General features: G+C 53.0%; 20 protein-coding genes. 15 read left to right on the top strand and 5 right to left on the bottom strand.

The window, feature by feature from the left end:
- The first annotated feature begins 8 nt into the window (after positions 1-8).
- The 3 genes from WN53_RS02570 to WN53_RS02560 all read left to right on the top strand — a co-directional run bounded on the left by WN53_RS02570 (position 9) and on the right by WN53_RS02560 (position 4,101).
- Positions 9-803: an aspartate dehydrogenase gene (locus WN53_RS02570; protein ID WP_024484380.1), complete on the top strand. Its 795-nt coding sequence runs from the start codon at positions 9-11 to the stop codon at positions 801-803.
- 16 nt (positions 804-819) lie between these two features.
- Complete coding sequence (locus tag WN53_RS02565; RefSeq protein WP_024484381.1) at positions 820-2,289, top strand: aldehyde dehydrogenase; 1,470 nt, start codon at positions 820-822, stop codon at positions 2,287-2,289.
- Positions 2,290-2,463: 174 nt separating this feature from the next.
- Positions 2,464-4,101: a thiamine pyrophosphate-binding protein gene (locus WN53_RS02560; protein ID WP_021179772.1), complete on the top strand. Its 1,638-nt coding sequence runs from the start codon at positions 2,464-2,466 to the stop codon at positions 4,099-4,101.
- 54 nt (positions 4,102-4,155) lie between these two features.
- Here WN53_RS02560 and loiP read toward each other — a convergent pair whose 3' ends face one another.
- A complete protein-coding gene (gene loiP / locus WN53_RS02555; protein WP_024484382.1) occupies positions 4,156-4,908 on the bottom strand; it encodes a metalloprotease LoiP in 753 nt (250 codons plus the stop codon).
- A gap of 226 nt (positions 4,909-5,134) precedes the next feature.
- Here loiP and tkt point away from each other — a divergent pair, with 226 nt between their 5' ends.
- The 4 genes from tkt (at position 5,135) to WN53_RS02535 (ending at position 11,694) form a co-directional block, all read left to right on the top strand.
- Positions 5,135-7,129, top strand: coding sequence for a transketolase (tkt, locus tag WN53_RS02550; RefSeq protein ID WP_024484383.1), 1,995 nt, complete (start codon positions 5,135-5,137; stop codon positions 7,127-7,129).
- A 251-nt stretch (positions 7,130-7,380) separates the two neighbouring features.
- Positions 7,381-8,466 carry an ABC transporter substrate-binding protein gene (locus tag WN53_RS02545; RefSeq protein ID WP_024484384.1) on the top strand — a complete coding sequence of 362 codons (1,086 nt, stop codon included), beginning with the start codon at positions 7,381-7,383 and terminating at the stop codon, positions 8,464-8,466.
- 395 nt (positions 8,467-8,861) lie between these two features.
- Complete coding sequence (locus WN53_RS02540; RefSeq protein ID WP_024485668.1) at positions 8,862-10,631, top strand: ABC transporter permease; 1,770 nt, start codon at positions 8,862-8,864, stop codon at positions 10,629-10,631.
- Entirely contained in the window at positions 10,624-11,694 is a 1,071-nt protein-coding gene (locus tag WN53_RS02535) for an ABC transporter ATP-binding protein (RefSeq protein ID WP_024485669.1), read from the top strand. The genes WN53_RS02540 and WN53_RS02535 overlap by 8 nt, the downstream gene beginning before the upstream one ends.
- 85 nt (positions 11,695-11,779) lie before the next feature.
- On the opposite strand, the gene WN53_RS02530 is transcribed toward WN53_RS02535, so the two are convergent.
- The 3 genes from WN53_RS02530 to WN53_RS02520 form a co-directional block, all read right to left on the bottom strand.
- Positions 11,780-12,385, bottom strand: coding sequence for a helix-turn-helix transcriptional regulator (locus WN53_RS02530; RefSeq protein WP_024485670.1), 606 nt, complete (start codon positions 12,383-12,385; stop codon positions 11,780-11,782).
- 303 nt (positions 12,386-12,688) lie between these two features.
- Positions 12,689-13,168 (bottom strand): hypothetical protein, encoded by a 480-nt coding sequence (locus WN53_RS02525; RefSeq protein ID WP_024485671.1) that lies wholly within the window; start codon positions 13,166-13,168, stop codon positions 12,689-12,691.
- Positions 13,169-13,174: 6 nt separating this feature from the next.
- The gene (locus WN53_RS02520) at positions 13,175-13,978 is read right to left on the bottom strand and encodes a winged helix-turn-helix domain-containing protein (RefSeq protein WP_024485672.1); all 804 of its coding nucleotides are present in this window, start codon (positions 13,976-13,978) and stop codon (positions 13,175-13,177) included.
- Between the two features lie 419 nt (positions 13,979-14,397).
- On the opposite strand from WN53_RS02520, the gene WN53_RS02515 reads away from it, so the two are divergent.
- The 5 genes from WN53_RS02515 (at position 14,398) to WN53_RS02495 (ending at position 20,128) form a co-directional block, all read left to right on the top strand.
- Positions 14,398-14,955 carry a fimbrial protein gene (locus WN53_RS02515; protein WP_024485673.1) on the top strand — a complete coding sequence of 186 codons (558 nt, stop codon included), beginning with the start codon at positions 14,398-14,400 and terminating at the stop codon, positions 14,953-14,955.
- Positions 14,956-15,090: 135 nt separating this feature from the next.
- The gene (locus WN53_RS02510) at positions 15,091-17,622 is read left to right on the top strand and encodes a fimbria/pilus outer membrane usher protein (protein ID WP_024485674.1); all 2,532 of its coding nucleotides are present in this window, start codon (positions 15,091-15,093) and stop codon (positions 17,620-17,622) included.
- Complete coding sequence (locus tag WN53_RS02505; protein ID WP_051346347.1) at positions 17,619-18,344, top strand: fimbrial biogenesis chaperone; 726 nt, start codon at positions 17,619-17,621, stop codon at positions 18,342-18,344. Before WN53_RS02510 ends, WN53_RS02505 begins: the two co-directional genes overlap by 4 nt.
- Positions 18,341-19,579, top strand: a complete 1,239-nt coding sequence (locus tag WN53_RS02500) for a fimbrial protein (RefSeq protein WP_024485676.1) — start codon at positions 18,341-18,343, stop codon at positions 19,577-19,579. The genes WN53_RS02505 and WN53_RS02500 overlap by 4 nt, the downstream gene beginning before the upstream one ends.
- Positions 19,580-19,624: 45 nt before the next feature.
- Complete coding sequence (locus WN53_RS02495; protein ID WP_024485677.1) at positions 19,625-20,128, top strand: fimbrial protein; 504 nt, start codon at positions 19,625-19,627, stop codon at positions 20,126-20,128.
- Positions 20,129-20,180: 52 nt separating this feature from the next.
- Here WN53_RS02495 and WN53_RS02490 read toward each other — a convergent pair whose 3' ends face one another.
- Complete coding sequence (locus tag WN53_RS02490; RefSeq protein WP_021806219.1) at positions 20,181-20,468, bottom strand: putative quinol monooxygenase; 288 nt, start codon at positions 20,466-20,468, stop codon at positions 20,181-20,183.
- Between the two features lie 573 nt (positions 20,469-21,041).
- On the opposite strand from WN53_RS02490, the gene epd reads away from it, so the two are divergent.
- The 3 genes from epd to fbaA all read left to right on the top strand — a co-directional run bounded on the left by epd (position 21,042) and on the right by fbaA (position 24,530).
- A complete protein-coding gene (epd, locus tag WN53_RS02485; RefSeq protein WP_021806218.1) occupies positions 21,042-22,058 on the top strand; it encodes an erythrose-4-phosphate dehydrogenase in 1,017 nt (338 codons plus the stop codon).
- Positions 22,059-22,130: 72 nt separating this feature from the next.
- On the top strand, positions 22,131-23,294 hold the full coding sequence (gene pgk, locus WN53_RS02480) for a phosphoglycerate kinase (protein ID WP_024485678.1): 1,164 nt from the start codon (positions 22,131-22,133) through the stop codon (positions 23,292-23,294).
- A 156-nt stretch (positions 23,295-23,450) separates the two neighbouring features.
- Positions 23,451-24,530 (top strand): class II fructose-bisphosphate aldolase, encoded by a 1,080-nt coding sequence (gene fbaA / locus WN53_RS02475; protein WP_021179781.1) that lies wholly within the window; start codon positions 23,451-23,453, stop codon positions 24,528-24,530.
- The last annotated feature ends 8 nt before the right edge of the window (positions 24,531-24,538 follow it).

Raw genomic sequence — 24,538 nt, 5'->3', positions numbered from 1 at the left:
CTGAAAAGATGAAGAAGATCATGATGATTGGTTATGGCGCGATGGCAAAAGAGGTGCTGGCGCGCCTGCCGGAGGGCGTGGCAGTCGGTTGGATCGTGGCACGGGAAACGCATCATGCCGAGATCGACGCTGCGTTTGCCGGACAGGTGCAGGCGCTGACCCATCCTGACCAGTGTACCGAGCAACCTGATTTGGTGCTGGAGTGTGCCAGCCAGCAGGCAGTCGCCGAGTTTGGTGAGGCCATCGTTAAACGTGGCTGGCGGCTGGCAGTGATCTCTACTGGCGCTCTGGCAGATGCTGCATTGCAACTGCGTTTGCAGCAGGCCTGCACACGCTACCACGGGCGGCTGATTGTGCTGTCTGGTGCGGTGGCGGGTATGGATGGCTTGGCTTCGGCGCGGGAAGGAGGGTTGGACAGTGTGACCTATCAGTCCAGCAAAAGCCCGGCCAGTTGGCGCGGCAGCCCGGCGGAAAAACTGATTAATCTGGATGCCGTCAGCGAAGCGCAGGTGTTCTTTGAAGGGTCGGCCCGGGAAGCCGCAAGCATGTTCCCAGCCAACGCCAACGTAGCGGCCACCATTGCGCTGCATGGCTTGGGGATGGATGCCACGCGGGTACGCTTACAGGTAGATCCGCATACTCAACGTAATACTCACCGCTTACAGGTGTGTGGCCAGTTTGGCGAGTTCCAGATTGAGCTGTGCGGCAACCCGCTGGCCAGCAACCCGAAAACGTCAACGCTGGCGGCGCTGAGTGCGGTACAAGCCTGCCGCAGTCTGGTGGACGGCGGTTTTATTGCCTGAATGGCAGGAGCAAAGCATGGAAACGTTAAAGATTTTTCTTGCCGGCCGCTGGTGCGAAGGGCGCGGCGAAGAGATGAGTTCGGTTTTCCCGGCTGATGGCAGCGTGAATGCTCGCCTGCGAGCGGCCAACGTCGAGGATGTGAATGAGGCCGTTGCGGCGGCAGAAAAAGCCTGGCGCGATCCGAGCTGGCGTGGACTGGTGCCGCATCAGCGCGCGGCGATCCTGCATCGCGTCAGCGATTTGATTACTGAACAAGTGGAAGCCCTGGCGCAGCTGCAAACCCGTGACAATGGCAAACCGCTGGCGGAGACCCGCGGTCTGGTGATGAGTGCGGCGGCTACGGCTCGTTATTTTGCTGCTGCCTGTGAGGTGCTGGAGGGAGAGCTTCCCACCCAGCGTAACCGTGACGCGATGACGCTGAGCCAGTATCAGCCGCTGGGCGTGATAGCGGCGATCACGCCGTGGAACTCACCGATTGCCAGTGAAATGCAGAAGGTGGCTCCGGCGCTGGCGGCAGGGAATGCGGTGGTACTGAAACCGGCAGAAGCCACGCCGTTAATGGCGCTGAAGCTGGCTGAACTGTTTGAACAGGCAGGCTTGCCTGCCGGATTGCTCAGCGTATTGCCGGGCAAGGGCTCGGTGATTGGTGAAGCCTTGGCTCGCCATCCGTTGGTGAAAAAGATCTCCTTCACCGGCGGGACTTCCACGGGCCGTCATTTGGCGCATATTGCCGCAGAAAAACTGATCCCTACCTCGTTAGAGTTGGGGGGCAAGTCGCCCACCATCGTGCTGGAAGATGCGGATCTGGAACAGGCTGCTCGTGGTATCTGCTACGGCATTTTCAGCTCTGCCGGGCAGGCATGTATCGCCGGTTCACGGCTGTTTGTGCACCGTTCGCTGTATCAGCCGCTGTTGGCCCGTTTATGCGAGCTGACCGCCGGGCTGCGTATTGGTAACCCGCTGCAAGCCGGTGTTCACCTCGGCCCACTGATCAGCCACAAGCATCGCCAGAGCGTGGCGGACTACGTGGCCTTGGCTCAGCAGGAAGGGGGCCGGGTGCTCATTGGCGGTGAAGCCCCTGCCGATCCGCAGTTGGCTCAGGGTAGCTATTACCTGCCGACCATTATTGAAGGGTTGAGCAACAGTGCCCGCACTTGCCAGGAAGAGATCTTTGGCCCGGTGCTGGTGGTGTTGCCGTTTGATGATGAACAGCAGCTGATCGAACAGGCCAATGACTCGATCTATGGCCTGGCTGCCGGGATCTGGAGCCGTGATTTTGCCCGCTCGATGGCGCTGGCGGAACAGCTGGAAACCGGCACCGTCTGGATCAATACCTACAAGACATTCTCGATTTCCACACCGTTTGGTGGCTTTAAACAAAGCGGCCTGGGGCGCGAAAAGGGCCTGCATGGCATCCAGGCCTATATGCAGCAAAAGAGTTTGTATCTCTCCCTTAACAACCAACCTAACTGTTGGAGTAATTAACTCGCGGTTAGAACTCCCTGTTTACCCTATGGATTTCAAGTTGTAGCTAGGCGACCAGCTCGTTCATCCCCAGGAGCTTACTTTTAGTAAGTGACTGGGGTGAGCGAGTGCAGATAACAACGCTACAGCTTGAAAGACGACGGGTAAAGATTGAAGACAATAAGAAGGCAGACGATGAGCGAAAAAATTACGGTTGGTGAGGCGATAGCCCGAACGTTGGAACAGTACGAGGTGGCGGCAATGTACGGCATCATCTCGATCCATAATCTGCCGATTGCCGATGCCGTTGGGCAGCGTGGCGCGATCCGTTTTGTTCCGGCGCGCGGTGAGGCAGGTGCTGTAACTATGGCCGATGCCCACGGGCGCTTTTCTGGCTTGGGGGTGGCGCTGACCAGTACCGGAGCCGGAGCCGGTAACGCCGTCGGTGCGATGATTGAAGCGCTGAATGCCAATACGCCGCTGTTGCATATCACCGGTCAGGTAGAGAAAGCCTATCTGGATGCGGATGCCGGGTTTATCCATGAAACCAAGGATCAACTGGGCTTCCTGCGCGCCTGTTCTAAACAGGCTTATCGGGTGAACTCGCCGGAGCAGGCGGTCGCGGTGATCCAGCGCGCCATTCTGGATGCGCAGACCGTGCCTTGTGGCCCGGTGGCGGTCGAGATCCCGATCGATATTCAGAACAGCCTGGTTCCCGCCAGCCTGGTAGGGAAGGTGGTGCTGCCTCCTGCTCTGCCTGCTGCGGACGAAGCTGCGGTTGAACGTCTTTACCAACAGGTGAAGCGTGCCAAGCGTCCATTGCTGTGGGTCGGTGGTGGTGCGCTGGCCTGTCGTGAGGCGGTGAAACAGTTGGCGGATGCCGGTGTGGTCGTGATCTCCAGCACCCATGGGCGTGGGATTTTACCGGATAGCCATCCGCGCAGCCTGCGGGCCTTCCACAACTCGCCAAGCGTAGAGGCAATCCTGACGCAGTGTGATTTGACGCTGGTGGCCGGTTCCCGCCTGCGGAGTAACGAAACTCGTACCTGGTCACTGCCACTACCTCGCCCGTTGGTACAGATTGATATCGATCCGGCAGCGGCCAACCGCAATTATCTGGCGGATGAGCAGGTTTATGGCGACTGTTCCGCCTTGCTGAGTGCGCTGGCAGCACGCCTGGCCCCCGGCGAGAAGGTGAATGCCGAGTGGGATGCCGAGATTGGCCGTGCGGTTGAGTTGGCCGAAACGGCGCTGCGCCAGCAGTCTGGTGAGTACGCCAAATTGAACGATGCCATCGCCGCCGCGCTGCCGCAGGATGGCCTGCTGGTACGTGATATCACCGTTTCTGGCAGCGTATGGGGTAGCCGCCTGTTCCGGGCCATCTCGCCTTTATGCAATATTCACTCGCTGGCCGGGGCGATCGGCATGGGGTTACCGATGGCGATCGGCACGGCCATTGCCAACCCGCAGCGTAAGGTGGTTGGCTTGGTCGGGGACGGCGGTTTGGCGCTGGGCCTGGGGGAACTGGCAACCATGGCGCAGGAACAGGCCAATATCACTTTGCTGATCATGAACGACGGCGGCTATGGCGTGATGCGTGGCATTCAGGACAAGTATTTCTCTGGACGCCAGTATTATAACGAACTGCATACTCCGGCGTTCTGCCAGGTAGCGGAAGCGATGGGGCTGAAAGCCTGGAAAGTGAGCGATGCCGCGCAGTTTGGTGGCGTGCTGGCGGAGGCGATTAATTACCCTGGGCCATCGGTGGTAGAGGTTGATATGAAAAGCGTTGGGCCGTTGACCTTCGCTGGCCCACCGCAGAAGCTGTACTGATTGCTTGCTCGGTTCCCTCTCTAGAGACGTACTCCCAAGAGAGGGAACATAGCGTTACTTACCGGCGGCGATGCGATCGCGAATGTGCTTGGCACGGGCTTCGGAAGTTGGGTGGCTGTCAAACATGCTGCTTTCATGACCACCGTCTAATTTCGCCAGTTTATCGAAACTGGTGGCCAGGCCTGCAGGATTGATGCCGCGTTTTTTCAGCAGATCGAACGAGTAATCATCCGCTTCACTTTCCTGTTTTTGTGAGAACTGGGCATTGACCAGTTTTTCGCCCAGATCGGCCAACTGCGACTGAGACAGTGAGGCTGCTACGCCGCCAGCTGAAGATGCTGCGGTACGTAATGCCACGGTCCCATAAGCGACCTGCATGGCTTTACGAGTGTGGCCCAGCGCAACGTGGCCCATTTCATGGCCCAGTACGCCTTCGACTTCGTTATCATCCATCATGTCCATCAGGCCGCTGTAGACGCGGATACAGCCGTTAGCCATCGCCCAGGCATTGACGTCTTTGGTCACGTAAACCTTGTAGTTTGCAGGGGTACCGTTGATGTTATCCCCCAACGCTGCGGCAATCTTGTTCAGGCGCTTGGTATAGTCGCTGCTTGCTGGCGCAATTTGCTCCTGGCTATCCATCTCTGCGCAGGATTTATCACTGAGTGCCTTGACGTCGCTATCGCTCAGCGTCGCCGCCTGGTAGGCCTGGGCGCCGGATTGTAGTAGGGTATCGGTATTAAGGTTTTGACAGCCGCTCAATAAAGCAGTAATGCTCAGTGCAATCAAAGAAGTACGGATTTTCATCGTTCTATCGTCCTGTGATAGTTAAGGGGGAGATCTGCTGCCATTATTCTGCGCATAGCCTAGTGTACGGCAGGCTTGGTCGAAATAGCTATATTCCGAAATGTGTTCCGAACGTGCGCATTAGTGATGAACTCGCTCTCATTCGGTATTAGGGATTGCTGTTTCAATGCCGAGTCTGAGAAAATAGAAATCTTGATCGCTTTTTTAATCCGACCTGGAGTAAAACATGTCCTCTCGTAAAGAGCTTGCCAACGCCATTCGCGCACTTAGCATGGATGCCGTACAAAAAGCCAATTCCGGCCACCCGGGTGCCCCTATGGGCATGGCAGATATCGCCGAAGTCCTGTGGCGTGACTACCTGAACCACAACCCGACTAACCCGCACTGGGCTGACCGCGACCGTTTCGTGTTGTCTAACGGCCATGGCTCAATGCTGATTTACAGCCTGTTGCACCTCACCGGCTACGATCTGCCGATGAGCGAGCTGGAAAACTTCCGCCAGCTGCATTCCAAAACTCCGGGTCACCCAGAATATGGTTATACCCCAGGCGTAGAAACCACCACCGGTCCGCTGGGCCAGGGGATCGCCAACGCGATCGGTTTCGCCATTGCCGAACGTACGCTGGCCGCGCAGTTCAACCGCCCGGGCCACGACATTGTTGACCACCACACCTACGCCTTCATGGGCGATGGCTGCATGATGGAAGGCATCTCTCACGAAGTCTGTTCCCTGGCTGGTACCATGAAGCTGGGCAAACTGACTGCGTTCTATGATGACAACGGTATCTCCATCGACGGCCACGTAGAAGGCTGGTTCACCGACGATACCGCCAAGCGTTTCGAAGCCTATGGCTGGCACGTGGTGCGTGGCGTTGACGGCCACAACAGCGACTCTATCAAAGCCGCGATCGAAGAAGCCCATAAGGTCACCGACAAACCTTCCCTGCTGATGTGCAAAACCGTGATTGGCTTCGGTTCACCACATAAAGCGGGCACCCATGATTCCCACGGTGCTCCACTGGGCGCAGCCGAAGTTGCGGCTACCCGTGAAGCTCTGGGCTGGAAATACGCTGCCTTCGAAATCCCGCAGGACATTTATGCCCAGTGGGATGCCAAAGAAGCTGGTAAGGCTAAAGAAGCCGCCTGGAACGAGAAACTGGCCGCTTACACCAAAGCCTTCCCGGAACTGGCCGCAGAGTTCAAACGCCGCACCAGCGGTGAACTGCCAGCCAACTGGAAAGCGGAAGCGAAGAAATTCGTTGAGCAGTTGCAGGCTAACCCAGCCAACATCGCCAGCCGTAAGGCATCACAGAACTCACTGGAAGCCTTCGGCAAACTGCTGCCTGAATTCCTCGGTGGTTCTGCGGATCTGGCACCAAGTAACCTGACCATGTGGTCCGGCTCCAAGTCTCTGGGTGACGATCTGGCGGGTAACTACATTCATTACGGCGTGCGCGAATTCGGCATGACCGCCATCACCAACGGTATCGCGCTGCACGGTGGTTTCCTGCCGTACTCTGCAACCTTCCTGATGTTCGTGGAATACGCCCGTAACGCGGTGCGTATGGCTGCGCTGATGAAAATCCGCAACGTGTTCGTCTACACCCACGACTCTATCGGTCTGGGCGAAGATGGCCCGACGCACCAGCCGGTTGAGCAATTGGCCAGCCTGCGCGTGACTCCGAACATGAGCACCTGGCGTCCTTGTGACCAAGTGGAATCCGCTGTCGCTTGGCAGTACGGCATCGAGCGCAATGATGGCCCGACCACGCTGGTGTTCTCCCGCCAGAACCTGACCCAGCAGCCACGTACCGCCGAGCAATTGGCGAACGTTTATCGCGGTGGTTATGTGCTGAAAGACTGCGCAGGTACTCCGGACGTGATCCTGATTGCTACCGGTTCTGAAGTGGGCATCACCGTTGAAGCTGCCGACAAGCTGACCGCCGAAGGGCGTAAAGTGCGCGTGGTATCCATGCCGTCTACCGACGCCTTCGACAAGCAGGATGCGGCCTACCGTGAATCTGTGCTGCCAGCGGCAGTTTCCGCTCGCGTAGCAGTGGAAGCGGGTATCGCGGATTACTGGTACAAGTATGTTGGCCTGAACGGCGCTATCGTGGGCATGACCACCTTCGGTGAGTCTGCTCCGGCAGAGCTGTTGTTCAAAGAGTTCGGCTTCACCGTCGACAATGTGGTAGCCAAGGCTAACGCGCTGTTGAAATAACGACTGAGCTTTAACTGTGCGAGGGGCGAATATTCGCCCCTTATTTTTTACTCCTCGCCAACCAACCTCTCTCCATCCACAGCCAGGCAACATTAAGAAATCCTTAATGATTGGATAATCATGGCTGTTGCTGTCCAAAAATCGCCCACCATCACAAAACAGCAACATGGCGAATTAACGGCGTTGCTTAACCACCGCTATTCGCTATATGTTAATTTTTGGTTTTATAAATGTAACCAGGAGTTAATGATATGTTTTTGAAGATTGGCGTATCCATGGCGGCGGCCGTCTTGATCTCTGCTCCGGCCTTCGCGCAGTTCCCGGCAGGCTACCCGGCCGATTATCAAAAGATTGTCGATGCGGCGAAAAAAGAAGGCAAGGTAGTGGTGTACTCCACCACGGATACCAAAGCCGCGGGGCCACTGATCCAGGGGTTTGAAGCGCTGTATCCTGGTATCAAAGTCGAATACAACGATATGAACAGCACCGAGCTGTATAACCGCTATATCAGCGAACAGGCGGCTGGGGGCACCAGTGGTGACGTGGTGTGGAGTTCCTCCATGGATACCGCGCTGAAGCTGGCCACCGACTATGCGCTGGAATATGCCTCGCCAGAGCAGGGGCAATTGCCTAAGTGGGCCGTGTGGAAAGATAAGGCCTATGGCACAACTTATGAGCCGGTGGTGTTTATCTACAACAAGCGCCTGATCCCGCAGGGTGAGGTGCCTGATTCCCATGCTGCGCTGGCTAAACTGATTGCCAGCCAGCCGGATAAATTCAAAAAGAAAGTCACCACCTATGACATCGAGAAGTCGGGCCTGGGCTTCATGCTCTCGGTGCAAGACTTCAAGGCCGATCCAAACTACTTCGCTACCTTGGCTGATATCGCCAAGGGCGGGTTGGCCGTGCAGTCTTCCACCGGCACCATGATGGAAAGGGTCTCGTCAGGCGAAAACCTGATTGGCTTTAATATCCTGGGGTCCTATGCCGAGGCGCGGGCCAAAACCGACCCTTCACTCGGTATCTCATATCCCAAAGACTACACGCTGGTGTTGTCACGCGTGACCTTTATCAGCCAGGAAGCGGCCAACAGCAATGCGGCCAAACTGTGGGTGAACTACGTGCTGTCTGAGCAAGGGCAGAACATTCTGGCCAACAAGGCGGATATCCCCTCCATTCGCAACGATATCGAAGGCAAGAACGACATCGATGGCATGACGCAGATGTTGGGCAAGGCGTTGAAGCCGATCCCGGTGGACGAAAGCCTGCTGGAATATCTGGAACCTGCCAAACGCCTGGACTACATCAAACAGTGGCGTACCGCCGCCGCGAAGTAATGGTGGAATTGGGGCCATGCTAATCATTGTTGCCCCTCACCCCAACCCTCTCCCACAGGGAGAGGGAGCCAGTTCAGTGTTGTGGGTGGGGGCAGAAGCCCATCTGTGGCACGGGCAAATCTAGTCCTTCTCCTCAAAAAGGAGAGGAAACCAGCTCGGTGTTGTAGTCAGGCGCAGAAGCCCATCTGTGGCACGAGTGTAGTGACCAGGCACTAAAGTGAATAGGTAGCACAATCAGTCCCCTCTCCCTGTGGGAGAGGGTTAGGGTGAGGGGAACTGCACAGAGCTAAAATCTCTGCGGCGTTCTCCTTCAGCATGAAGCCTGTATTGCTTAAACAGGGAACTCTACCCCGGTGCATCTCAGGATGCAGGGGATATCACCATCGGGACAGTCTATGAAAGCATTGCGCAACAAGTGGCAGAGTCTGCCGCGCGGCTTGGTGGTGCTGATAACCGCGCTGGTTATCTACGTACCACTGTCGTTTATCGTGATCCAAAGCTTCCTTTCCGCGCCGTTTTTCTCGCCTTCCAAGGTGTTCAGCCTTGAGGCCTTCCGCTTTATCTTTACCGACCCCGATTTCTACAAGGCGCTGAAAAGCGGGTTTATTCTGGCGTTTGGTCTGGTGGTCATCTCCATTCCGTTGGGCGGCGTACTGGCGTTTTTAATGGTGAGAACCGATCTGCCGGGCCGCCGCTTTATTGAACCGCTGATCCTGGTGCCGATCTTCGTTTCGCCGATGGTGTTGGGTTTTGGCTACGTGGTGGCCGCCGGGCCGGTCGGTTTCTTCTCGCTGTGGGCAGAATCCTTGCTGGGTTTTGTGCCCTGGAATATCTATGCGATGGGCAGCATCGTGGTGATCGCCGGGCTGACGCACGTTCCCCATGCTTATCTCTATATTTCATCGGCGCTGCGCAGCGTCGGCTCGGATGTCGAAGAGGCCGCCCGCACCGCCGGGGCTTCTCCGTTGCAGGTGATGACTGCCGTCAGCTTGCCCATGGTGCGCCCGTCGATCCTATACGCCAGCGTCTTGCTGTTCTTCCTGGGGCTGGAAGTGTTTGGGCTGATGCTGGTGCTGGGCGATCCGGAAGGCAACCTGGTGCTGGCGACTTACCTGTATCAACTGACCAACAAGCTGGGTACACCGTCTTACCACCTGATGGCGGCGGTGGCGGTGGTGTTGATCTGCATTACCATTCCATTGGTTATGCTGCAACGGCGTCTGATGCGTACCGCCAACCGCTTTGTCACGGTCAAGGGCAAAGCCTCACAGGCCCGTGCATTACCCTTGGGTAAATGGCGCTGGGTTGCCGGTGGCGTGGTGGTTTTGTGGCTTACCGTGACCATCGGTGTCCCCCTGGTGGGCGTGGTGCTGCGCGCCTTTATCTCCAACTGGGGCGTCGGGGTTTCCATTTGGGATGAACTATCGCTCAACACCTTCCGCACCATCTGGCAGCAACCTAACTTGCTGCGGGCGATCGTTAACTCGATGGCGATCGGGGTGTTCGGTGGTGCGCTGGCGGTGGTGTGTTATCTGTTTATCGGCATTGCGATGCACCGTAAACCTGACGGTGTAACCCGTTTTCTGGATTACAGCGTACTGGTGCCGCGAGCGGTGCCTGGCTTACTGGCAGGCTTGGCCTTCCTGTGGGTGTTCTTGTTCCTGCCGATGTGGCTGGATAAATCGCTAAAAGCCGGTTGGCTCTCCGCGCTGCCGATCGCCGAATGGTTGCGTGAAAACCTGGTGGTGTGGCTACGCTCCCTGCGTAGCACTATCTTCAGCGTCTGGCTGGCTTATACCGTGGTGTGGATGGCTTATGGCCTGCGGCTGATCTCATCGACGCTGTTGCAGGTTGCTCCCGAGTTGGAGGAGGCTGCACGCAGCACCGGCGCCTCTCGTGGCCAGATCACGCGCCATGTGACGATCCCGCTCTCCCGTTACGGCCTGATTGGTTCCTGGCTGCTGATGTTCCTGATCTTCGAACGTGAATATTCCACCGGGGTCTATCTGCTGTCTCCGGGTACGGAAACCATAGGTTCCATGCTGGTTTCCCTGTGGGCGGCGGGGGCGATTGACATTGTCGCCGCGCTTTCTTTTATTAACATCCTTCTGGTCGTGTTAGGACTAGGGATTGCCCTGCGATTTGGAGTGAAAATCTATGATTGAGCTTTCAGTAGATAACCTGCACCTGACCTACGGCGATAACCCGGTATTGAAGGGCGTTTCGATGCAGCTCAAACGGGGGGAGGTAGTTTCACTACTCGGGCCGTCAGGCAGTGGCAAAACCACCTTGCTGCGCGCGGTGGCCGGATTGGAAAAACCTACCCAGGGGAAAATCGTCATTGGCAACAATACCGTCTATGACGGCACGGCGCGCAGCGAGATCCCGGCGGAAGAACGCAATCTGGGCCTGGTGTTTCAATCCTATGCGTTATGGCCCCACAAAACCGTGTTTGATAACGTGGCCTATCCGCTGAAATTACGCAAAACGCCTGCAGCGGAAGTTACTCAGCGTGTACAAGCGGTACTTGAACAGCTCGGTCTGGGGCAGTTAGGTAAGCGTCATCCCCATCAACTCTCCGGTGGTCAGCAGCAGCGCGTGGCGATTGGCCGTGCGTTGGTCTATAACCCGCCGGTGATCTTGTTGGATGAGCCGCTATCTAACCTGGACGCCAAGCTGCGTGAGGAAGCACGGGTGTTCCTGCGTGAGCTGATCATCAAACTGGGTCTTTCTGCGCTGATGGTGACTCACGATCAGAACGAGGCGATGGCGATCTCCGATCGCATCCTGCTGCTCAATAACGGCAAGATCGAACAGCAGGGCACACCACAGGAAATGTACGGTTCGCCTGCCACGCTGTTCACCGCCGAATTTATGGGCAGCAACAACCGTCTGTTTGGCAAGGTGACGGAGATCCGTGAAGGCAACGCACGGATCGAAGGTAAAGACTGGGTGCTGTGGGGCAAGGCCGGGGCTGGGTTAACCACCGGGCAGGAAGCAACGGCGGTGATCCGCGTTGAGCGCGTACGCTTAGGGGAAGATCCGCAAGGCAATCAGATCGCGTTACCCCTGCTGACCAGTATGTACCTGGGCGATCGTTGGGAATATCTGTTCCGCACGGTAGCAGAGGACTTTGTGGTTCGCGCCTATGGTACAGAAGTCCGCGGCCAAGAGATGTGTACGCTGTCTCTGCCCGCTGAACATCTGTGGATTTTCCCCAAGGTATAGCTAGGGGTTGATAACGCAGGGCGCAGAGATCGCCCTGCGGACAATGAGTTGCACTTAGCCATGCAGTTGCGCAATCCGGTGGCAATTACCGGCTTAGGTTTAAAGTTAAACCGCTATGCAGCAGCCAGTGAAACAATTCACTGTTGCGGGTGAAGTTCAGTTTCTGCATTGCTGAGCGTTTATGTGAGTGCACGGTTTTCACTTTCAGTTGCAGAATACACGCCGCCTGAGACTGGCTCATCCCTTGCCGCAGATAATACAAAACCTGGCGTTCCCGTTCGCTCAGGCTTTGGCGATGGCAGGCTGGGCAACGCTGCGTCCTTTCTTGTGGTAGAGAGTTGAACTGCATGGCCAGTTTTACCATCCCCAGTATGTCGTCGATACTTTGGTGACGGTATAGCGTACTACTCTTGGCGATGCAGCGGATAGGCGGAGTAAACTGTCTTTCAGCTTTATCACGTATCACAAAATAGAGCGGTTGAGGGGCGTCAGCAGGAAGGCGCCGACAGATGTCGGTTTTTTCACCCTGATACAGCGCCTGAAAAATGATGTCTGGCCTCTTGCTGGAGTAACCGCTAAAAAAGTCAACCTGAGTGCGTATATCGGTAAAGTATTCAATCAGTGCGTACTGCAGACCCGCTAAGAAGTAACTATTGTGATCGTTTAATGAGATGGATACCTTGTTCTTCATGGTCAAATTCCATTTAGTGTTGTGTCAATTTCAGCAACTACCGAGAAGATCGTTTGGGGGCTATAAATGCAATGCGTTAACTATGGGGATGACTTTTCTGCATAATATGTTATACAAACGCTTTTAATGTACCAAACTAACTTACTTAACCTCATTATATTGGTTTTTAATTTTGAGGATTTAATCTTTACGAGGTGGTTGTTGGGTTAGTGTGGTTTTTCATGGCATAGCATTAGGCTTTTATACTATGCCATTTCCCACTAAAGCATGGCAGCAGGTCAACGGTGGGATTAACAGGTCGTGTTAGTCCTGCTTTATGCAGACCAGGAACGGATTGCTAAACCCACGAATTAATAATGCGTTGTGGAATAAAGGGACAACTTCCGTGTAAATATCAACGAGTTCAACCTCCGGCATGACATATTTTCGCCAGATGTAGTCCGGCGTGTTGTCAGCGGGGTGAACTTGTTCATGAGTGAATTGGACATTGTTACCACTTTTTATTTCTGATGGCGTGATGGTGAAGGCGGTATTGCGATCCAGCAGATAGCGGGTGTCATTTTCTTTGATCGAACCGCTGATGTAAAACATGCCAGATTTTGATGAGGAAAATAGGATGGTAGCACTTGCATTAAGCACAATATTACTCTCTGCTTTCACCTGTAGCGACACTTGCTGAGTATCGCAGCGGAAAGGTTTTCTACCCTGATGATGAACGTTGAAGGACCACAGGCACATCAGCAGGACGGTAAGGAGTAACGCTGCGCCAATAATTTTTTTCATTTCAGTTTACTCAACGGTTTTAAATATTTTGCAATGCTGATAATCGCCTTCAGTCGGGTCTTTTTGACAGGCGGCCAGAAAAGTTATCTTCAATAGTTCGTTATCGGGGCGCTCTTCAGTATAAAAAATGTCTTGTCTGACCAGGTCGCAATCCAGTTTTTCTGACTCCAATATCTTTTTTGCCCTGAACTCTGATCCGGGGATGGGGTCTTTTCTTATGGAATAAATATCACATTGCTTATAGTAGCCAATCAACTTGAACGGAGTTGCTGGTGGCCAAAATAGTAAAACCAGGCCGATGATGATACCCAATACTATCACCAGAGTCAGGATAGGCATCACCATGGCTTTTTTAATCAATTTTTCTGGCATAACCAGTGGGAGAGGGCTAACAGTTTCTGCCTGTTTAACGGCCACCATTTTCTCGGGTTTCGTCGCCACCGGTTCCACTTTATTTATCTTGGCATCGGCTTCTTGTTTTGGAGCCGGATGAATATCTGCCTCCATTCTAAACCCTACTCTAGGAAGGGTTATAATGATGGGTTTCTCTATCCCCAGGCTAACAAAAGATTTCCTCAAGTCACTGATGCAGTTGTTCAAGCTGGCGTTAGAAGGAGGGAAACCATAATCCTCCCACGCATTTTTCAGTAACGAGTCACGGGATAAGTTATCCCCACTGTTTTTGATAAATTCATTAAGCACGCGGCAAGAGGGTTTTGAGAGTTCAATTGCCGTCTGATTATTATTATTTAACGCCAGTGTTCGATGCTCTGGATCGAAGACAACGATTAAGTTTATGGTGTATTTCATTTGGTAATCAATGCCCTGACTGCTGTTTGTGAGATGATTTTTCTGATTAGGAATAATCTCGTTTTTTAAATTTAGGAGAAATCTAAGTTAAGTGTGCATAGCGAGTCAAGCGTGAATTAAGAATTAATTTTTCACTGATGATCCCGTTGATTTTGAGTAAGTTATAAATGTTGTTCGGCGACTCCTGTTTGGCTTAACTTGGTTTTTAATGTTAACTAAATTAATTTTTTAGATTTAAAATCTAACATTTGGCTTGTCTTTGGATTAATTTGCTGTTGATGGGAGTTATCCATAGTATTTATCGGGTCGCCGACAGAGGGACATCAGCCGTTAGGCCAGGCCCTCAACGTATAAGGTAATGCGATATTCAAGAGCGGCGGCAACAATAGTATAGGAAAACTTCTCAAGGAATTTATGCAATGAAAATGAAACTTCGCACACTCGCTCTGACCACGCTGACAACTGCAATGTTATCAGGTTACGCCTTCGCTGATGTTCCTCCGGGCTCTCAGGGGAACGGTGAAATCATGTTTAAAGGCTCTGTTATCAAAGCACCTTGTGGCTTGGCTCCTGGCCAGGATGGTGACAACCAGAACATCAATCTGGGGCAAATTGCCGATACACAGTTGAAGACTGTGGGTTACAGCGCACCGAAAGAGTTCAAAATCAAACTGATTGGCTGCAGCTTTGATCCTGCTGCGACTGCGGAAACCAAGGTCAACGTGCGCTTTGACGGTATGTCTGTCGGCGCTGCCAACGGCTTCCTGGGCGTAAGCGGTGATGCAAAAGGTGTCGCTATCCGCCTGCTGGATGCGGCCAACAAGCACGTTAAAATTGGTGCTACCTCAGACAACTATAGCCTGCGTACTGGAGATAACACCCTGCAATTCTCCGCTCAGGTTGTAGCGTTGGATGGCCAGGATATTGTAGCTGGTACTTACGATGCAATGACCAACTTCTCTCTGACTTATCTCTAAGCTATAACATTTTAGAGTAGTACCCCAGTGCCAAATTACCGCAGAGAAAGGTAATTTGGTGCTGTCTCCTATTTAGAGAGGGCATTCACTGACAGGCCCCGTTCTACGTTGTTGCCTTAATGGGTTAATATAATTATGGATGATAAGAAGAAATGCTCATTTATTTCTACCGTTATTCTTTGCCTCATCGCGGTGGACTCGGCCAAAGCCGATGGTGATAACATAGAGTTTGAAACCAGAGCGCTTGAATTGCGTGATAATAACAATATTAACCTGAGTAATTTTTCTCGCCCTGATTATATACCTGAGGGGATTTATCCCCTGTCTTTAAAAGTCAATGACCGGGTTATCACCAGTGATAGCTTTAGCGTTATTACTCTGGATGGCAAGAGTCAGATCTGTTTTACTCCCCAGACGATAGAACAGTTCGGCTTTAAAGAAACGCCATTGGCAGAGCTGATCAAACATTCTTCCTCAGGTAAACCGAATTGCCTATTGATTGCCGGTTATAAAGGGATCACTGCCCGTATCGATCGCGGCAAGAGCGAGCTATTGGTGAGCATTCCCCAGGCGTTACTCAAGTACAGCGATCCGGACTGGACGCCACCGGCACAGTGGGACGACGGTATTCCCGGCATGTTGTTTGACTACACGTTGAGCGGCAATAAGTATCAGGGTCGTAATACCAGCAATAGTGCGTTTTCCAGTTACGGTACCCTTGGTGCGAATTATCAAGGCTGGCGCTTGAGAAGTAACTACCAGGCGTCGTTGTACAGCAGTGGTTATGGCAATGATCAACGCCAATTCACCACGATGACCGTTTATGCCGCTCGTGCACTGAAAGAGGCAGGGGCGAATCTGACGATCGGTAAAAACTATCTCCAATCCGACGTTTTTGATTCGATCAATTACACAGGGGTGGCGGTCGTCAGCGATGACCGTATGTTGCCTCCGGCGCTACGTGGCTACGCCCCACAATTGACAGGCGTTGCCAATAGTAATGCCCGTATCACCGTAACGCGCGGTGACAGCATTATCTATGAAAAGATGGTTCCACCAGGTGAATTTGTTATCCAGGATCTCACCGATGCTACCTCTGGCCAGTTAAAAATGACCATCCGTGAGGAAAATGGCGAAGAACGGGTTTCTACCATAGAAACGTCGAACGTGCCTTTCCTTACCCGCTCAGGCCATATTCGTTATAAAGGTATGGTGGGGCAAATGAACCAGACCAATGGTTCGATCAAACCGTTATTGGCGACCGGTGAGGCTTCCGTTGGTGTTTACTCCGGCGGCTCAGCATTTGGTGGCGTATTGCTAACGGATGAGAATTATTACGCCCTCAACGGGGGTATTGGCTATGACATGAATACGTTGGGGGCGATATCCATCGATATGACGCACGCCAGTTCTCAGTTGGAACACCAAACCCTGAAGGGCGAGAGCTACCGTTTTAATTACTCCAAAGTGTTCGACAGTATCGACAGCCAGATCACCTTTGCCGGTTACCGCTTCTCAGAGAAAAACTATCTCTCGTTGGATAATTTTGTGGCGATGAAGGTATCACCTGATTTCACCTCCACCAACAAGGAAAGTTATAACCTGGTTGCCAGCAAGAACTTCCGTGATTTAGGAATATCGGTCAACGCCATCTATAACCGTCAGACCTATTGGCAGGATGTCTCTGATAGCAACAGCTATGGCCTGAGCGTCGCCAAATCTTTTGATATTGGTAGCCTGAAAAACGTCAATGCCTACGTCTCGCTTAACCGTACCGAGTATAAAACCAGCTTTGTCTCGCAAGAGCAGAAGAATAACAACACCGTGTATTTCAGCTTGAGCATACCGTTAAATTCGCAATCCTATCTCAGTACCGCGATGCGGGTCAGCAATGGCAGCGTTTCGCCGAGTGCCACTTATACCAACAACTCAGACCCTGGAAATACCTGGTCAATCGGCAGTAGCTCATCGAGTTCGTTCAGCAACAGCAACCTGAATGGCAATATGGTTATGAACCGCGATGCGTATGCCGCGACGCTAAACACCTCCATGAGCAGCAAAGACTACTACCTGGGGGGGAGTATCAAATCGGGTATTACCGCTACCGAGCACGGTATTGCCGTACATCGAGAGGGTTATGCTGGCAATACCCGCCTGATGGTTGATACCGGTGGGATTGAGGGCGTTTATGTTGGTGGCCGGGGGAATAACAACGCGATGCCAACCAATGCCAACGGTATCGCGGTGATCAACAACGTGCCTGACTATTACCGCACCAACTACACCATCGATACCAACCTGTTACCCGATGATGTCGAGAGCACCAACCCCAATATCCAGATGGTTTTGACCGAGGGGGCGATCGGTTATCGCAAGTTAAACGTCTATCGCGGCATTAAGGCATTGATTAAATTGACTGACCCGCAAGGCCGGGCCATTCCTTTTGGTACCACGGTAGAAGAAAACCAGGAGCGGCGTCAGGTCGGCGTGGTGGGTGAAAATGGTGAAACCTATATTTCCGGCATTGGTGCGCAAGCTCATCTGAGCGTACTGGATAGCGACGGCCAGCGCTGCCTGTTTACTCTTCCAGCCCAGGGGCTTTCTTTATCTTCTGCTTTGCCGATTGCTTGCCGTATTGATTCATCCTCTCAAGGAACTTCACAATGATGCATAAATCACTTTCCGCTGGCTTGGTCAGCGGGCTGCTGTTTCTGTTTGCCGGTACGGCACAGGCGGCAATTTCTATTGACCGGACCCGAGTCATTCTATTAGGAGATGAGAAGTCATCTCCGGTAAATGTCATCAACCACAGTAAAACATTGCCCTATCTGGCACAAACCTGGCTGGAGAATGAAGCGGGTGAGAAAATCAACTCGCCATTAACCGCGCTGCCGCCGCTGCAGCGGGTAGAGAAAGACAGCACCGTGCAGATACGTGTAACGCCTCTGGCGGATGCCACCCGTCTGCCGCAGGATCGGGAATCGCTGTTTTTCTTTGTATTGCAGGAGATCCCACCCAAGTCGGATAAGGCCAATGCGATCCAGTTAGCACTGCGCATCAAGGTTAAAGTCTTTTATCGCCCTGCCTCCCTGAAGCCATTGGCCGAGAAAGTCTGGCAGGAAGAGATCCGCTTGGAGCCCGGTAGTCAAGGCTTGAAGCTGGTAAATCCCACTTCGTTTTTTGTCATTCTGCCGGAAGTGATGACGGGGAAACGTAGGCTGTTGGCAGAGGATGAAGCTATTACTCTTAGGCCGAAAAGTGAAGTCACATTGGCTAGCATCAAGCCGCAAACACAGAAAATTACGCTCAAATATATCAATGATTATGGTGCCTACCAGCCGCTGAATTACAGCTGTACGGCGACAACCTGTGTGCGGGATAAGTCATGATGAAAATAGTGAAGAGGCGTTTGCAACGCCAGATAAAAATCTTGCTGACGGCTTTGGTGCTGGCGTTATGCTCCCTAATCAATAGGGCTCTAGCGGCCGAGGATCTGATGGTCTGCAGTTGGGAGCATCTCAATGGCGATTTTGTCAAGCTGACTTCCGGCAGTTTTCGTGATGTTATAGAACCCTATATTGAATGGAAAAAAGAGGAGGATCAGTGTAATGAGTACGAGTGTACTTATCGCAATTATTGGGATATCCCCAACCGTACTTATACGGTAACAGCTTCGGCTGCCGTAAGGTGTATTAATATGGGTAATAAAACCGGGCCCATCCGGTTTTCTTTTGAGAGAGCGTTTACTCCCAAAAAACCAACCTACTACAAAAATTTGACGATGAATATTTCAGGTGCGGGTTCGTTATCTCTAAGCGGTCTGGAGAATATGATGGGGGGAACCATCAGAAATTGGTCCGATGGCACCTTAGCGCCTTGCCAGATAGACTGTCGCAGCATGAGTAGCGGTTGGCCACAGTATTACAAGGTATTGTCGTTCACATTTACCGTGAGACCGATCAAGAGCAGGGTAGAATTTGGTCCAATACCTAACTTTGATAACATCAATCTGTTAGGAAATATTTGGGTACATAAAAGCAGTGATAACCCCGGTATGAGCTATTACGGCTGGGGCAGCACGAGTATTCCGGGTATATGCGGGTTGATGAATTCGGATATGAGTGATTGTATACCGTCTAGTGGCGGTGGTGGAGCGGGCCCGATTATCCCCCCAATCCCTGCGTGCACGTTGACCATTACCACCCCTGGCGTGGTTGAGTTTCAGCCAATCTCGTCAGACGATTTGAGCCGTAATCGGGTAAGGATGGAAGACTTTACCCTTACAGCCACCAAAGGGCCGGTTCAGTCGCAGAGCTGTATGGGTAGCACTTATAATCTACCAGGCACGATCAAGACCGAGGGAGGGTATTCGATCAGCAGTACCTTCTGGGGAATTAATCATTCCAGTGGTTCGCCGCAGGGGATTGGCTTGAAACTCTTTGATCTGGGTAAAGGTAGTTACCTGCAGTTCAATCATACCTACCCGTCATTTATCGCCAATATTTCTAGTATGAGCGAAACCAAAAGGATCCGCGCCGAGATTGCGGCTACCACCAACGATCTGAAAAGGATCAAGGATGGCGAATATAGCCAGGTATTGATTTTTGAAGTCAAGATGCCTTGATTGCTAACGGGGGGCCGTCTGGTTCCTCGTTATTTGGAGTGAATGATGAAAAAACTGATTTATTTATTATTGTTCTCTGCGTCGTTGGCTAATATGGCGCAGGCTGAATTGGTAGCCAGCAGCAGGACGATATTCAAAGGCCGTATCACGATTGCCACCTGCAATATTGTGGTGGGTGATGACAATCAGACGGTTTACCTGGGGGAGATATCGACCGCCGAGCTGGATACTAAAGGGCAATCTACCCCGGTCCCGTTCACTATCCGCCTGTATGGTTGCAATACCGCAGACAAGATCGTCAAAACCCTGTTTGATAAAACCGGCAAAGGGGCAATTGGGTCGGTGATCCCGGTTGATGGCGTTAGCGGGGTGGGACTAAGCCTGCTCGATGGTGCCGGTAATCGGCTGAATTTTGGTCAAAAGTCTGGCGGGCAGAAGATCCAGAGCGGGGATAACGTGCTGCTCTATTCTGCCTATATGGTAAAAACCGGTGCGGTTCAGCCAGGGAATTTTGCGCGTTTACTGCATTACACGCTGTCTTATGAATAGAGGGTGAGGCAACGTAAAGGGGCGCATCAGGCTGTGCCCCTCATCGATACGATTACAGCTGAGTCAGTTTTTTCACTTCCAGACTGACCAGTTTCCCTTCCAATTCGGCCAGGAAGGCATCGTGGTAAGACATCGCCATATGCTCTTTCAGCGCTTGCTCAGAAGTCCAGCGTTCGATAAATACGAAAGCGCCCGGATGGCCCTGCTCTTCATGCAAATCATATTGGATGCAGCCTGGCTCGGAACGGCTTGGGGCGACCATGGCGCGCACGGCTTTGTCTACCGCAGCACGGTGTTCTGGCATGGCTTTGATCAGGGCGACTACTTTGATTTCACTCATCTTGGTTCCTTGTAGAAAACAGTAAAAGATAGAGAGACTGCAGACATTTCCCCACAGGCTCACAACATGGGGGCCGCTGCTAGGCGGGCGCAGCATGCAGCGCCCCTACGGTCGAACATCTGCGACCCCTACCCATTCAGCAATCTGAGGGTAAAGAATATTTCCATCAGCATTTGCTTCACCTAACAAACGCAGGGTCTATTATGGTGGTCTTGACGTTACCGGCAAGTCATTTGCGCATTCGAACTCAATTCGGCTAGCGGGGGCTGAGGGTAAAAATGTGCGCTAGATCATTTTATTTTCGCAAAGTCCCCTCGACATGACAGGCAGCGCATTGCGCCTGTTCCTTTTGGCAAAACTTTGGTTTATGCTCGGCTGAAGCGTTTCAGTTATCACTGTTGTCAGTGGAAATGCAGAGTGAGTGGTTGCGATGAGCAACGAGGTTTGACGAATAATGCAAAGCAGCGATTCACAGCAGGCGGTACGCTAAAGTACTCTAGGCGAGATAATCAGTCTGCGCGATCCTTCAAGCGGAACACCACCGCCAGGGAGCGCCCTTTTTCAGGGAGTAGCATGACCATCCGCATAGCGATAAACGGCTTTGGCCGTATTGGCCGCAGCGTTTTACGCGCACTGTACGAATCGGGACGACGCGCCGAAATTTCTGTCGTCGCCATCAACGAACTGGCACATGCCGAGGGGATGGCCCACCTGCTGAAATATGACTCCAGCCACGGCCGCTTTGCCTGGGATGTGCGCCAGGAATGTGACGTGTTGAGCGTGGGGGATGACAGCATTCGTTTGTTGCATCAGCCAGAGCTGGACCAGTTGCCCTGGGGCGAACTGGGCGTGGATGTGGTGCTGGATTGCAGCGGTGTGTACGGCAGCAGGGCAGATGGCGAAGCTCATCTGGCGGCAGGGGCAAAAAAAGTGCTGTTTGCCCATCCGGGCGGTAACGATCTGGATGCAACCATCGTGTTTGGGGTTAACCACCAAACGCTGCGTGGCGAGCATCGCATCGTGTCCAATGCCTCCTGTACCACCAACTGCATTATTCCGATTATCAAGCTGTTGGACGATGCCTACAGCATTGAGTCCGGCACGGTTACCACCATCCACTCCTCGATGAACGATCAGCCGGTGATAGACGCCTATCATCAGGATTTGCGACGTACCCGCGCGGCGAGCCAGTCGATTATACCGGTCGACACCAAGCTGGCAGCGGGCATTACGCGCATCTTCCCGCAGTTTTGCGATCGTTTTGAAGCGATCTCCGTGCGGGTGCCGACGATCAACGTAACGGCCATCGATCTTAGCGTCAGCGTGAGCTCGAAGGTGTTGGTCACAGAGGTAAACCAGCTGTTGCAAAAGGCGGCACAGGGATCATTTCGTGGTATAGTTGACTATACAGAACTACCATTAGTCTCGATTGATTTTAACCATGACCCGCACAGTGCCATCGTTGATGGGACGCAAACCCGGGTCAGCGGACAGCACCTGATCAAGACCTTGGTCTGGTGTGATAACGAATGGGGCTTTGCCAACCGGATGTTGGATACAACACGGGCAATGGCCGCAAGCGGTTTCTAGTAAGGCGCTATCAACGTGGTGTTGATGCGTCGCTCAGGCAACTTTATAGAGAATCAACAAAGAGGGTTCACCATGTCTGTAATTAAGATGTCCGATCTGGATCTGGCGGGTAAACGCGTTCTGATCCGTTCCGATCTGAACGTACCAGTGAAAGACGGCAAAGTGACTTCAGATGCGCGTATCCGTGCCTCCCTGCCAACTATCGAAGCTGCGCTGAAACAAGGCGCCCGCGTGATGGTAACTTCCCACCTGGGTCGTCCTACCGAAGGCGAGTACAACGAAGAGTTCTCCCTGCTGCCAGTGGTCAACTACCTGAAAGAGCATCTGAAATCCCCAGTCCGTCTGGCGAAGGATTATCTGGAAGGCGTTGACGTTGCAGAAGGTGAACTGGTTGTTCTGGAAAACGTTCGCTTCAACAAAGGCGAGAAGAAAGACGACGAAGTGCTGTCCAAGAAATATGCTGCGCTGTGCGACGTGTATGTGATGGACGCCTTTGGTACCGCACACCGTGCACAGGCTTCTACACATGGCGTGGGCAAATTTGCTCCGGTTGCCTGTGCAGGCCCGCTGCTGTCTGCGGAACTGGAAGCCCTGGGCAAAGCGCTGGGTAACCCGGCTCGCCCAATGGTGGCTATCGTTGGTGGTTCTAAAGTGTCTACCAAACTGACCGTGCTGGATTCTCTGTCCAAGATCGCCGATCAGCTGATCGTTGGTGGCGGCATCGCTAACACCTTCGTGGCGGCACAAGGGAATAACGTGGGGCAGTCCCTGTACGAACCCGATCTGATCCCGAACGCGCAAAAACTGTTGGAAACCTGCGATATTCCGGTGCCAACCGACGTACGCGTAGCAACCGAGTTCTCTGAAACCGCAGTGGCCACTGTGAAGCAGGCCAACGAGATCCAGGACAACGAGCAAATTCTGGATATGGGCGATGTCTCTGCCGAGCGTCTGGCCGTTATCCTGAAGAACGCCAAAACCATTCTGTGGAATGGCCCGGTTGGCGTATTCGAGTTCCCTAACTTCCGTCGTGGCACCGAAATCGTTGCACGCGCTATCGCAGATAGCGAAGCCTTCTCCATTGCAGGCGGCGGCGACACCCTGGCAGCTATCGATCTGTTCGGTATCGCTGACAAAATTTCCTACATCTCTACCGGCGGCGGCGCCTTCCTGGAATTCGTTGAAGGGAAACCTCTGCCTGCAGTAGTGATGCTGGAAGAGCGCGCTAAGCAGTAATTCAGATAACGGGGGGCGCAAGCCGCCCGTTTGTTTATGCTCCCCAGCTGAGCTGTGGGGGTAAAAAAATCGCTATTTATCCATCGCTACCACTAGCTTGCAGGTTGTAGCTTGCAAGACGACGGGTATACGGCCAACGAAACAGGACAACGTCTAATGTCTAAAATTTTTGATTTCGTAAAACCAGGTGTCATCACAGGTGATGACGTGCAGAAAGTTTTCGCAGTTGCCAAAGAGAACAACTTTGCACTGCCAGCGGTAAACTGCGTGGGTACCGACTCCATCAACGCAGTGCTGGAAACAGCAGCCAAGGTGCGTGCTCCAGTAATCGTTCAGTTCTCTAACGGCGGTGCTGGCTTTATCGCGGGTAAAGGCATCAAAACTGACGTGCCACAAGGTGCTGCGATCCTGGGCGCAATCTCTGGCGCGCACCACGTGCATCAGATGGCTGAACATTACGGCGTGCCAGTGATCCTGCACACCGACCACTGCGCGAAGAAACTGCTGCCATGGTTAGACGGCCTGTTGGACGCGGGTGAGAAGCACTTCGCGGCGACCGGTAAGCCACTGTTCTCTTCACACATGATCGACCTGTCTGAAGAATCACTGGAAGAAAACATCGAAATTTGCAGCAAGTACCTGACCCGCATGGCGAAGATCGGTATGACCCTGGAAATCGAACTGGGCTGCACCGGCGGTGAAGAAGATGGTGTAGACAACAGCCACATGGACGCTTCTTCCCTGTACACTCAGCCACAAGACGTTGATTACGCGTACGAAAAACTGAACGCTATCAGCCCACGCTTCACCATCGCTGCCTCTTTCGGCAACGTGCACGGTGTTTACAAGCCAGGCAACGTGAAACTGACCCCAACCATTCTGCGTGATTCTCAGGACTATGTTTCCAAGAAACACAACCTGCCGCACAATGCGTTGAACTTCGTGTTCCACGGTGGTTCAGGTTCTACCGCAGCAGAAATCAAAGAAGCGGTCAGCTACGGCGTAGTGAAAATGAACATCGATACCGACACCCAGTGGGCAACTTGGGAAGGTATCCTGAACTACTACAAAAAGAACGAAGGCTATCTGCAGGGCCAACTGGGTAACCCAGAAGGTGCCGACAAGCCGAACAAGAAATACTACGATCCACGCGTATGGACTCGTGCTGCTCAGACTTCCATGATCACCCGTCTGGAACTGGCATTCAAAGAACTGAACGCGGTAGACGTACTGTAATAGCGTCC

Source organism: Serratia fonticola, assembly GCF_001006005.1.
Lineage (GTDB): Bacteria > Pseudomonadota > Gammaproteobacteria > Enterobacterales > Enterobacteriaceae > Chania > Chania fonticola.
Note: the sequence above shows the minus strand (reverse complement) of the source record. Positions and strands in the feature narration are given on the sequence as shown.